Origin of the sequence: Paenibacillus sp. AK121, assembly GCF_019042715.1 — a bacterium.
GTDB lineage: Bacteria > Bacillota > Bacilli > Paenibacillales > Paenibacillaceae > Paenibacillus > Paenibacillus polymyxa_C.
On the sequence record NZ_JAHPJM010000005.1, the window covers coordinates 173,177 to 184,776 of the forward strand.

The window sequence follows — 11,600 nt, forward strand, 5'->3', positions numbered from 1 at the left end:
CGAATAGTACAGAAATAGGTCATTTGCTGCTGAAAAAGAACATATGTGCGGATAGCGAGTGACGTGGTATAATATTCTTCTGGGGGGTGACCTTGTATGTCCAGAAGAAGAAAAAGAAAAAAGAAAGCCATATTTGGTGGAGTTTTAAAATATGAAATTTACGGCATTATGCTGATTACATTGGCGGTCATTGCGTTGTCGGGTGAAGCGGCGGTTGGTCGGTCGCTATCCAAGATGTTTGGGCTTGTACTGGGGAAATTCTATTTTGTGATCCCCCTGATTGGCATTTATTATGGTCTGATGGTGATGATTCACCGCAAGTGGCCGAACCAGTGGAACTCACGGAAGACGGGTTTGCTGTTGTTGGTATTTGCCTTTACACTTATGAGTTCTATTTCATCTATGGAGCAGCGTTTGGGACCGATCAACGCGCTTCAGCCGGGCGGAGTGATGACCCAGATACATATAGATATGCGTGAGCAGTTGCTGTCGCCTGATCAGCAAGGCCATACCTCCATGCTGAATAAGGATATTAGCGGGGGCTACGTTGGCGCATTACAGCTTACCGTTCTGTTGTGGCTGTTTGGTCTCACAGGAGCTAAGCTGATCATGATTGTCATGTTCGTCATTTGTTTTATGCTGATGACTCAACTGTCTTATGTCGATTTAGTGCGGATTGTAAAGACCAAACTGCTGACAGCCGGGGGAAGCGTGCGGAAAAAATGGACTGGAAAAGCCACTCCGCTTTCTGCATCAAGCAAGGGCAGCGGAAATAGAAAACCCAAATCTGAGCCTATTCCTGCCTATGAGGAGGATATGGATGATGACTTTGATGAAATGCAGCCTGCAGCACGCAAGCAGCCCATTTTCTTTCAGTTGTTTGGCCTTAAAAATACAGATAAGGCGGACAAGGAAGAGCAACCTGCCCATGTGGATGAAGATGAACATGATCTTCTATATGAGGCTGGGGACGTGCAGCCTCAGTGGAGAAATGGCAATCAGGGAGAAGAACTGTCTGACGTGATCGAACACGCTGAACAGGAAGCCTCAATTCCGGTAAAAAGATCGCCAATCATTAGGGACTTCTTCGAACAAGTGAAAAATGAGGAAAAAAGATCAGAGGCTGAACTTGAAGACTCCCTGACAGGTGGAGTGCGGAACGATTCCATTATTGATGAACACCTGGATAGTAATTTTATGGATGCTGATGCGGATATGAATAGAAATGATTCGGCAACAATCCATGGGACATCAGAAGAAGCTCAGGAACTGGCTCAGACGATTGCTAACGGGGTGACAGGCGAAGAAGCTGAAGGGACCAATGTAGCTATTCCAGCTCCACCACCGCCTAAGCCGTACAAGCTCCCATCGTTTCGTTTGCTTGCCAAACCGCAAAATGCAGGCAAAGGCATGGGACAAAAGGATTACATGCAAACAGCACGCAAGCTGGAGGCCACGCTGGAGAGCTTCGGTGTTCGGGCGAAAGTGCTGGAGGTTGTACGTGGTCCAGCCGTCACACGCTATGAAATCCAGCCAGACATTGGTGTGAAGGTTAGCCGGATTGTGAGTCTAACGGATGACATTGCACTTGCGCTTGCTGCAAAGGATATCCGTATGGAGGCACCTATTCCCGGCAAGTCCGCCATAGGGATAGAAGTTCCGAATAATGAAGTTTCTATCGTAACCATGCGTGAGGTAATGGAGACGACAGTTTTCCAGGAATCAGTTTCCAATTTGTCGATTGCATTTGGACGTGATATTGCAGGACAAACGATTGTCGGTAATTTAGCCAAGATGCCCCATCTGCTTGTAGCTGGAGCTACGGGTTCAGGTAAATCGGTGTGTATCAATGGGATCATCACGAGTATTTTGTACAAAGCGAAACCGGATGAAGTGAAATTTCTGATGGTCGATCCCAAGATGGTAGAGTTGAACGTGTATAACGGAATTCCCCATTTATTGGCTCCGGTCGTGACTGATCCAAAGCGTGCCTCACTGGCATTGAAGAAAATTGTAGTTGAAATGGAAAAAAGGTATGAGCTGTTTTCCAAATCAGGCACCCGTAATATTGAGGGTTACAACAATTTGATGAAGGATAACCCGGATGCATTTCTGCCTTACATTGTCGTTATTGTGGACGAGCTGGCAGATTTGATGATGGTTGCTGCAGGAGATGTGGAGGATGCGATTGCGCGACTTGCCCAAATGGCGCGTGCAGCAGGCATCCATCTGATTATTGCAACACAAAGACCTTCAGTTGACGTAATTACAGGGGTTATTAAAGCCAATATTCCTTCACGTATTGCCTTCGGCGTTTCTTCGCAGGTGGATTCCCGCACCATACTGGATATGGGTGGTGCTGAGAAACTGCTCGGACGTGGTGACATGCTGTTCATGCCGATGGGTGCTTCCAAACCAGTCCGTGTTCAGGGAGCATTTATGAGTGATCAGGAAGTGGAAAACATTGTTAACTATGTACGTGAGCAGGGTGAAGCGCAGTATGATGAAACGCTTGTGCCGGAGGTGGAAGAGGTATCCACTGATGCGGATGAAATGCTGGATGAGCTGTATGATCAAGCTGTCAACATCATTTTAGAGGCTAAACAAGCTTCCGTTTCGCTCCTTCAGCGCCGTATGCGGATCGGTTATACGCGTGCTGCCCGACTGATTGACTCCATGGAAGCTCGCGGGGTCATCGGTCCTTACGAGGGAAGTAAGCCCCGTGAGGTACTTATCTCAATGGAACAATATCAGCAAAATAAAGTTAGCTCCTGAGCATTATCTTTTACAGCATTTCATTAAAACGCTGTTTGTACGCATGATGAGTTGTTAAGTATGACAACTCCATGCACGCAAATAGCGTTTTTTTGTGATGTTTTTTTGAGGTTTGGAACTGCCTGCTAAAAGAAGATTAAAAGGGTGAATAGCTTCTAGCGGAGCTTGTCATAATAAACGTAGCCATCCTGATAATCCCACAAAAGAAAGGTAGAGCGCAGCATATGAAAAAGACAATGGTCTGGATTTGCACGGGTATCCTCGCAGCCTCGGCTATTACGTACACAGGACTTTTTAAAAACGACTCTGCACAGGAGCGAGCAGAGTCGCTGAGCACGCAGCAGAAAGTAACAGCGGCGCAGCCTGTTCAGCCGACATTCAGTTCAGAAGCGGTTGATTTTGGTTCTTATGGCCAGGATGTTTATGAGCTGCAATCACGATTGAAGTTGCTGGGTTTTTTTGGTGGGAAAGTGGACAGCCATTTTGGCAGTAGTACACTAAAGGCTGTCAAGGGTTTTCAAAAGGAGTTTGGAATCAGACCCGATGGAGTGGTTGGTGCGAAAACCAAATTAAAACTGGTGAATGCTACTCCACACTGGAAGCCAACGGAAACGCCAATGCATCGTAACAATCAAGGATCCGATCAGGGACAGGCAGCGAACAATAACAATAAATCAGATCAAAATGAAGAAACGATGGGATCGGCCAACACCATGGGGCTTTCTGAAAACGATCTTAAGATCATGGCCAATGCGGTCTACGGTGAATCCCGCGGCGAGCCGTTTGAAGGACAAGTTGCCGTGGCGGCTGTCATTTTGAACAGGGTCAAGTCGCCCAGTTTTCCAAACACACCGTCTGGGGTAATCTTTCAGCCGGGGGCTTTCACTGCTGTAGCAGACGGCCAAATCTGGCTCACGCCGAATGAGACTGCACAAAAGGCGGTACGTCAAGCCCTGAATGGCTGGGACCCAAGCGGAGGATGTCTCTATTATTTTAACCCTAGAACAGCCACCTCCAAATGGATTTGGTCCCGTCCGCAGGTGAAAACTATCGGGGAACATATTTTCTGCATGTAAAACGCCGAAGCAGCCGGGAGCTTGTCTCCGGTTGCTTCTTGGCTTTTGCATAGTTAGAATAAAGATTGGTACACTTTACCTCTTTATAGGAAAGAGATGTACAACAGCTAATGCTAATCAAAGGCTAGACGCAAATTGACGTCACAAAGGAGTTTTGGACTTGAACAAAACAGGTTTCGAGCGTGGTACACGCAGACAACTGAGGATTCATGTGCTGCCGACCAAGCGCTTTAAGACGTTTGCCATATCACTGTATGTAGGTACTCCGCTACGTGAGGAAACCGTAACTCGTGTGGGACTGGTACCTTTCGTTCTGCGACGGGGTACAGAATCATATCCGCAGACTACACAATTTAGAGAGCAGTTAGAGCAATTGTATGGTGCGGGTTTTGGATTCGATGTATACAAACGTGGAGATTATCAGATCGTTCAATTTCGTATGGATACGATTAATGACAGTTTTGTAAACAGTCCAGATAGTTTACTGGATCGTTCGTTTGCTTTCCTAGGAGAGGTTCTGACGAAGCCTGCATTGGAAAACGGTGCATTTCAAACAGGATATGTACAGCAGGAACGAGAAAATGTTCGTAAGAAGCTGGAATCTATAGTTAACGATAAAATACGTTATGCTGGGGAGCGCTGTATGGAGGAGATGTGCAAGGATGAGCCTTATCGTCTGCATCCTCTTGGTCAGCGATCTGATCTGGACAGCATAAGTGCACAAAGTTTATACGAGGCTTATGGAGAATGGCTGAATAATGCCAGCATGGATTTATATGTTGTGGGTGATACCACGCTGGAAGAAGTTGAAAAGTTTGTTGATCGCTATTTTCAATTAAATCGCTCGACGGAAACGGAATATGTACTCGAACAGCCCAAATCGGTAGAACGTGATGTGCAAACTATAGTAGAGCGTCTCGATGTGAACCAAGGCAAGCTCAACATGGGACTGCGCACCCCTATTACGTATGGCGATGAACGTTACGCTTCCGCTCTGATGTACAATGGCATTCTGGGCGGGTATCCGCATTCAAAGCTGTTTGTCAATGTGAGGGAGAAGGAGAGTTTGGCGTATTACGCTTCGTCACGGTATGACGGGCATAAAGGCATTGGCACAATACAATCCGGTATCGAAATTCCTAATTATGAGAAGGCGGTTACTATTATCCGCAAGCAACTGGAAGATACGCAAAATGGAGCGATTACCGAGCTAGAAATGACCCAGACGCAGGCGATGATACGCAACTTGCTAAAGGAAATGCAGGACTCCGCTTTTGAAATGATTGCCTATGATTTTAACAGACAGCTTTCCGGCAAAGAGCGGACGGTAGAGGAACTGCTAAGCCAGGTGGAGGCAGTCAAGGTGCAGGATGTTCAGGATGCCGCCCGGACGTTCCGACTGGACACTATTTATTTCTTGAGAGACCAGAAGGGGGAATAGCGTTGGAGCATATATCGTATGAGCATTTGCAGGAAACGCTGTACTATGAAGTAATGGATAATGGCTTGCACGTTTATGTGTTGCCCAAACCGGGCTTTCAGAAGACGTATGCCACATTTGCGACTAAATACGGCTCAGTTGATAATCATTTCCGGGTAGAAGGTCAGCAGCCCGTCAAAGTGCCAGATGGCATAGCCCATTTTTTGGAGCATAAAATGTTTGAAGAGCCTGAAGGCGATATTTTTGCTACCTTTTCCTCTAATGGAGCATCGGCGAACGCATTTACGAGCTTTGATCAAACAGTATATCTGTTTTCGGCAACCGAACGCATTCAAGAAAATTTGACCACGTTAGTCAATTTTGTTCAGCATCCTTACTTTACAGATGAAAATGTGGAGAAGGAAAAAGGCATTATCGGTCAGGAAATCAATATGTATGAAGATAACCCCGACTGGCGGAGTTACTTTGGTTTGATTGAGGCATTGTACAAGGTCCATCCGGTGCATATTGATATAGCAGGTACTATTCAATCCATCAGTACAATTACAAAGGAAACATTGTACAGTTGCTATGAAGCTTTTTACCATCCAAGTAATATGATTCTTTTTGTAGTAGGTGGAGTGGACCCAGCCGAAGTAATTGAATTGGTACGTAATAATCAGGCGAAAAAGGACTATAAGCCGCAGGGAGAGATCGAGCGGATTTTCGATGATGAACCCACTACAGTTGCAGAACCACGGCGTGAAGTAAAGCTGGCCGTTTCTTTGCCAAAGCTGCTTTTGGGATTCAAGGAGACCGAAGTAGGTCTAACGGGGGAAGCATTGCTTCGTCATGATCTAGAAACCAAGCTGATGCTTGATCTCTTGTTTGGTTCCAGTACACAGCTATATCAGAAGCTCTACGATGAGGATCTGATTTCGGACAGTTTTGGCCATGAGTACAACAGTACGCAACAGTATGCATTTTCTGCGATCGGTGGGGATACCAAAGATCCTGATCGGCTGTTGTCTAGGATAAGAGAAGAGGTAGAGTCTGTTCAGAAGCAGGGCTTTGCAGCAGAACATTTTGAACGAGCGCGCAAAAAGAAGATCGGCGGTTATCTACGCACACTCAATTCTCCTGAAAATATTGCACATGAGTTTACAAGACATCGCTTCCGCGGCAGTGACTTTTTTCAATTGCTTCCGGTTTATGAAAGTATCACGCTCGAGGATGTAAACCGCCGTCTGAAAGATCATATACAGTGGGATCAAATGGCAATATCGCTGGTGGTGAGTCCGTAATGTCTAGGGAGAGGGAACCGATGACCACCGAGGGCGGAGAATTAAAGGCTATTGGTGATACGACTGTGCTGATTACAGGAGCAAGTGGTGGAATTGGTGCGGCTATTGCCGAGCGTTTTGCAGCAGTAGGGATGAATGTGGTCATTCACTACATGAAGTCCCATGAAAAAGCAAATGAAGTTGCCCGTCGTTGCATGACTTATTCAGGCAAGGTAATGACTGTGTCAGCCGATCTGCGGAGTAAGGAACAGATTGAACGCATGCGGGAAAAGCTGGATAATCACGGAATGAAGCCAGATATTCTAGTGAATAATGCTGGAATATCTCATTATGGGCTACTTTCAGATGTTTCAGAAGAGGAATGGGACGAAGTGATGGCTGTGAATGTTAAGGGAACTTTTTTATGTACGCAGGCTTTTATGCCGCATATGATTTCCCAACGCTATGGCCGTATTGTGAATGTTTCGTCTGTGTGGGGCATATGTGGAGCTTCGTGCGAGGTATTGTACTCCACTACCAAGGGAGGCATTAACGCTTTCACTAAAGCGCTGGCTCAAGAGGTTGCGCCTTCTGGCGTAACAGTGAATGCTGTGGCTCCAGGGGCAGTAGACACGTCGATGTTGGATCATTTGGATGCAGGCGAAATTAACAGTTTGGAGGAAGATATCCCTGCCGGACGATTGGCGCGGCCTGATGAAATATCGTCCCTGGTTTATTTTCTTGCGCTTCCTGAGTCAGGTTATATTAATGGCCAGGTCATAAGTCCTAACGGAGGATGGGTGACTTAAGGAATACAGCGCATGGAGGAATTCACCAGTATAGTAAGCGTCTGTGAAGAGCATATTACAACTGTTGATTTTAAATCTGAATCATCTAAGGAGGATTTAAGTATGTCAACAGTTGTTCAGAATTTTGATGTTTGGAAAAAGTTCCTTGGTCAGCGTGTAGAGCAAGCGGAGAAGCTGGGAATCAGTCAAGATACCATTGCAGAGCTTGCTTACGAAATCGGTGATTTTCTGGATGAGAAGGTCGATCCAGCCAACCACTCCAACCGCGCACTGAAAGAACTGTGGGGAGTTGCCGATGAGAACGAGCGTCACACCATCGCCCGGCTAATGGTTAAATTAGCCAAGAGCAACGCATAAGCAGGAACCAACATGAAAAGCTCCCTTTTGGGGGGCTTTTCTGTAATGGTTACAGAGCTGTTCTTGTAATTCCATTGTAATTTATATATCATAAACGTGATTGAGGCTTACAACACAATATAGCCTATTAAATTTCAATAATTGGTTTTGTCGAATGATGCTATCTTATGATACAATTATGCTTTGATTTGGCATTGTTGACGGTTTGAATGTGAATGAGGTGCTAACGTGACGGAAGAGACGAAACAGTGGTACATGGAATACAAGATACATAAAAATCGACCCGGACTGCTGGGGGACATTGCTTCCATGCTTGGTATTCTGGGGGTTAATATACTGACGATTAACGGTGTTGAAGGCGAAAGACGGGGGATGCTTCTCGAAACAGACGATGACGAGAAAATACGCATTCTCGGAGATACGTTAAAAAAAGCCAGCAACATTACAGTCACGGCCTTACGTGCTCCGAGACTGGTTGATATATTGGCAGTTAGACATGGCCGTTACATTGATCGGGATTCAGATGATCGTAAAACTTTCCGCTTTACACGCGATGAGCTTGGGTTGCTGGTCGATTTTTTGGGTGAAGTATTAAAGAGGGATGGCAATCAGGTAATTGGTCTTCGCGGGATGCCGCGTGTGGGTAAAACGGAGTCCATTATTGCCAGTAGCGTATGTGCAATGAAGCGATGGACTTTTGTGTCGTCGACGTTATTACGACAGACGGTACGCAGTCAGCTTTCTGAGGAAGAAATGAATCCAAACAATGTGTTTATTATTGACGGCATTGTGAGTACAATTCGATCAAATGAAAGACATTATCACCTGCTTCAGGAAATTATGAGCATGCCAAGTACCAAAGTGATTGAGCATCCTGATGTATTTGTGCGTGAATCGGGATACAGCTTTGACGATTTCAATATCATTATTGAACTTCGCAATAATCCGGCTGAGGAAATTATTTATGATACCTTTACAGCCAGTTATACAGAAGATCTTTAAATAAGTGTAATTACACAAGGAGATGATGACATGTCAGAACTGGGTCAGCAATTAAAGGAGGCCCGGCTGCAAAAAGGATTGAGCCTTGACGATGTTCAGGAAATGACGAAGATACGCAAACGTTATCTGGAAGCCATTGAGACGGGCGATTACAAAGTGCTGCCGGGAAGCTTTTATGTCAGAGCTTTTATTAAAACATACGCCGAAACGGTCGGGTTGAATCCCGATGAGCTTCTGGAAGGGCACCAAAGCAATGTGCCTGAACCTGAACCGGAAGCGGTCATGGAGCCTGTTACACAGAAACGCTCCAGCCGTCCCGCGACGATTGGCAATCTTAAATGGTTGCCTACAGCGTTAATGTGGCTTTTTCTAGTTCTCATTGTTGGGGTTATTTATGCTTATTGGGTGAGTAACAACCATTCCACTCCAAAAACAGCAGAAAACACAACGCCGATTACAACACCAAGTACACCAAGTACAACACCTAACACAACGCCAAGTACGACACCAAACACGTCTACTCCAAATACAACTACGACACCGAATAATGGTCAGACAACGGCACCAAATGGTGCTGGCGGGCAGACCCCTGATACGGGAAAAACCGGGGAAACCCAGCCAGGTGGTACGGGAACTACAGATGCGACGACTCCAAATACTGGTCAGCAGCCGGATACGACTACGCCAGCGCAGGGAGTAACGGTGGCTCAGGATGGTAAGCAAGGCAAGACGACGATCTTCAAAGTCTCCAGTGCAACGGGGGCCACGGTCAAGGTTGATATTAAGGCAACGGGCGAAAGCTGGCTTGAGGTGTACAAGGGACAAAATTCCCGTGGAGAAAAGCTGAGCTATGGTATGACTAAAAGTGGAGATGCCATGTCTTTTGATATCGGTCCAGAAGGCTTATATATCAAATCAGGACGGTCTTCTGCCACGGATATTTCCGTTGCCGGTCAACCGATAACCGATAATAAATCGACGACTCGCGTGTTGATACAGCAAGGAGAAGCTTCTTCCTCTGGAGCGAGTACTGGGGTGACTGGTTCAACGGATACGACGACAAATGGTAGTACGGATACTACACAAAGTGGGACAGATTCTAGTACAACTACTGATGGTGAATAAACGCCTTGTTGCGGTGAAATACTAATGACTGTAATTCTTGGAAAGTCAGTCAGTTCATTTTCCGCAAAGTGAGGTGTATACGTTATGACCGTCAGCTGGATTGTGACTGGGCTCGGGATTATTGTCAGTTTACTGGGCTATTATCTAACACCGAATGCATGGGGCTATGGCATATTAGGCTTTGGTCTTGCTCACATTGTGCTTGGAATTTTGGATATGTTTAGAAATCCAACACGAAGTCACTATTAGAAATGTTAAACTGCAATTGTAATAAAGGCGTTTTTGTCGGGGGACTGGCAAGAACGCCTTTTTAGTGAACGGATTATTGGATTTTTGTAAATGACTAGCCTATAATTAGATATTGAACTTTGTTGTGGAAAGGAAAGTGAAACGATGGCTTCAGAAAATTCATTTGATATCGTCTCCAAAATGGATATGCAGGAGTTAACAAATGCGGTTCATCAGACGGAGCGTGAAATTGAAACGAGATTTGATTTCAAGGGGAGCAAAAGTAGCCTCAAGCTTGAGAAAGATGCCCTTACGATTGCATCGGAAGATGAATACAAGCTGAATGCGGTGATTGATATTTTGCAATCTAAAATGGTCAAACGAGGTCTATCCCTTAAAAACGTGGAATTTGGAAAATTGGAACCAGCTTCTTTAGGTTCAGTGCGTCAGCGTCTTTCTCTTAAGCAGGGAATTGATCAGGATAACGCCAAAAAAATTAATATCCTTATTCGGGATTCCAAGCTTAAAGTGAAAAGTCAGATTCAAGGTGATCAAATTCGAGTAACTGGAAAAAATAGGGATGATTTACAAGCCATTATTCAATTGCTGCGGAAAGCCGATCTGCCGTTGGAGCTTCAATTTACAAACATGAAATAAGCCGTTTTCTCTCATAGATTTTGTAGGACTAAACGTTGCTTGATGTGCAGCAGGTTATTTTGACATGCGTTTTGCGCCATATTATACTTGTAACGAAAATGCAGACATTGAGGTGTATAACGCTCGTCGAAAGCGATTTACATAGGATTGAATTTAATCCGAAAGCTGCCATTTGCAATCAAGTACGATAATCAGGGGAGAGTGTGTTGTGAATTTACCCAACAGAATTACAATAACGCGGATTTGCCTTATCCCGGTGATGATGCTGGCTTTGCTGGTGGATTTTGATTTTTATCCGCCACCGATTGAGATCGGTGCATTCACGCTGCCGTATAATCAGCTGATTGCGGCTATCATTTTCCTTGTAGCAGCCAGCACAGATGGCCTTGACGGATATTTGGCTCGTAAAAATAATATGGTCACCAATTTGGGCAAGCTGTTGGACCCCCTTGCTGATAAGCTGTTGGTAACTGCTATATTGGTTTCTTTGGTGGAAATGGGAAAAATTGATTCATGGGTTGTCGTTGTGATTGTCAGTCGTGAGTTTGCGGTTACGGGTCTGAGACAGATCGCCTTATTGGATGGCTCTGTGGTTGCTGCAAGCAATTGGGGGAAATTAAAGACGATCATCCAGATCGTTGCTATTGTAGCACTGCTCATAAATAATTTCCCGTTTGTTTTTCTGGGTATTCCGTTTGATTTAATAGCGATATGGGCAGCTGTGTTAATCACCATTTATTCGGGTATTGATTACTTTGTAAAGAATATCCATTTGCTGAGCTCCTCTAAAGTTTAACAGGATAAATCTTATGGAAACAGCAATAGGGACTTAACTTATTGCTGTTTCTTTACATAATTCCCACATTAT

The 11,600-nt window shown here is 45.1% G+C and carries 11 protein-coding genes; all 11 read left to right on the forward strand.

The window, feature by feature from the left end:
- Window positions 1-96 precede the first annotated feature (96 nt).
- The 11 genes from KSP24_RS11440 to pgsA all read left to right on the forward strand — a co-directional run bounded on the left by KSP24_RS11440 (window position 97) and on the right by pgsA (window position 11,528).
- Entirely contained in the window at window positions 97-2,775 is a 2,679-nt protein-coding gene (locus KSP24_RS11440; protein WP_216975160.1) for an FtsK/SpoIIIE family DNA translocase, read from the forward strand.
- A 224-nt stretch (window positions 2,776-2,999) separates the two neighbouring features.
- Window positions 3,000-3,851: a spore cortex-lytic enzyme gene (gene sleB / locus KSP24_RS11445; RefSeq protein WP_040101546.1), complete on the forward strand. Its 852-nt coding sequence runs from the start codon at window positions 3,000-3,002 to the stop codon at window positions 3,849-3,851.
- A gap of 160 nt (window positions 3,852-4,011) precedes the next feature.
- Window positions 4,012-5,292, forward strand: a complete 1,281-nt coding sequence (gene yfmF, locus KSP24_RS11450; protein ID WP_040101545.1) for an EF-P 5-aminopentanol modification-associated protein YfmF — start codon at window positions 4,012-4,014, stop codon at window positions 5,290-5,292.
- Between the two features lie 2 nt (window positions 5,293-5,294).
- Window positions 5,295-6,575 carry an EF-P 5-aminopentanol modification-associated protein YfmH gene (gene yfmH, locus KSP24_RS11455; protein WP_216975161.1) on the forward strand — a complete coding sequence of 427 codons (1,281 nt, stop codon included), beginning with the start codon at window positions 5,295-5,297 and terminating at the stop codon, window positions 6,573-6,575.
- Between the two features lie 20 nt (window positions 6,576-6,595).
- Window positions 6,596-7,363, forward strand: a complete 768-nt coding sequence (gene ymfI, locus KSP24_RS11460; RefSeq protein WP_216975162.1) for an elongation factor P 5-aminopentanone reductase — start codon at window positions 6,596-6,598, stop codon at window positions 7,361-7,363.
- A gap of 102 nt (window positions 7,364-7,465) precedes the next feature.
- Entirely contained in the window at window positions 7,466-7,720 is a 255-nt protein-coding gene (locus KSP24_RS11465) for a DUF3243 domain-containing protein (protein WP_013370745.1), read from the forward strand.
- A 228-nt stretch (window positions 7,721-7,948) separates the two neighbouring features.
- Window positions 7,949-8,722 (forward strand): DUF3388 domain-containing protein, encoded by a 774-nt coding sequence (locus KSP24_RS11470; RefSeq protein WP_013370747.1) that lies wholly within the window; start codon window positions 7,949-7,951, stop codon window positions 8,720-8,722.
- A 30-nt stretch (window positions 8,723-8,752) separates the two neighbouring features.
- Window positions 8,753-9,847, forward strand: a complete 1,095-nt coding sequence (locus KSP24_RS11475; protein WP_216975163.1) for a helix-turn-helix domain-containing protein — start codon at window positions 8,753-8,755, stop codon at window positions 9,845-9,847.
- A gap of 84 nt (window positions 9,848-9,931) precedes the next feature.
- The gene (locus tag KSP24_RS11480; protein WP_013370749.1) at window positions 9,932-10,096 is read left to right on the forward strand and encodes a hypothetical protein; all 165 of its coding nucleotides are present in this window, start codon (window positions 9,932-9,934) and stop codon (window positions 10,094-10,096) included.
- Between the two features lie 144 nt (window positions 10,097-10,240).
- Window positions 10,241-10,732 (forward strand): YajQ family cyclic di-GMP-binding protein, encoded by a 492-nt coding sequence (locus KSP24_RS11485; protein WP_013370750.1) that lies wholly within the window; start codon window positions 10,241-10,243, stop codon window positions 10,730-10,732.
- Between the two features lie 208 nt (window positions 10,733-10,940).
- Complete coding sequence (pgsA, locus tag KSP24_RS11490) at window positions 10,941-11,528, forward strand: CDP-diacylglycerol--glycerol-3-phosphate 3-phosphatidyltransferase (protein WP_090735454.1); 588 nt, start codon at window positions 10,941-10,943, stop codon at window positions 11,526-11,528.
- Window positions 11,529-11,600: the final 72 nt, after the last annotated feature.

What these genes read in the sequence shown, in the direction of transcription:
- KSP24_RS11475 (WP_216975163.1), top strand. Translation starts at nt 8,753, where the DNA reads ATGTCAGAACTGGGTCAGCAATTAAAGGAGGCCCGGCTGCAAAAAGGA.
- KSP24_RS11480 (WP_013370749.1), top strand. Translation starts at nt 9,932, where the DNA reads ATGACCGTCAGCTGGATTGTGACTGGGCTCGGGATTATTGTCAGTTTA.
- KSP24_RS11465 (WP_013370745.1), top strand. Translation starts at nt 7,466, where the DNA reads ATGTCAACAGTTGTTCAGAATTTTGATGTTTGGAAAAAGTTCCTTGGT.
- KSP24_RS11485 (WP_013370750.1), top strand. Translation starts at nt 10,241, where the DNA reads ATGGCTTCAGAAAATTCATTTGATATCGTCTCCAAAATGGATATGCAG.
- ymfI (WP_216975162.1), top strand. Translation starts at nt 6,596, where the DNA reads ATGACCACCGAGGGCGGAGAATTAAAGGCTATTGGTGATACGACTGTG.
- KSP24_RS11440 (WP_216975160.1), top strand. Translation starts at nt 97, where the DNA reads ATGTCCAGAAGAAGAAAAAGAAAAAAGAAAGCCATATTTGGTGGAGTT.
- sleB (WP_040101546.1), top strand. Translation starts at nt 3,000, where the DNA reads ATGAAAAAGACAATGGTCTGGATTTGCACGGGTATCCTCGCAGCCTCG.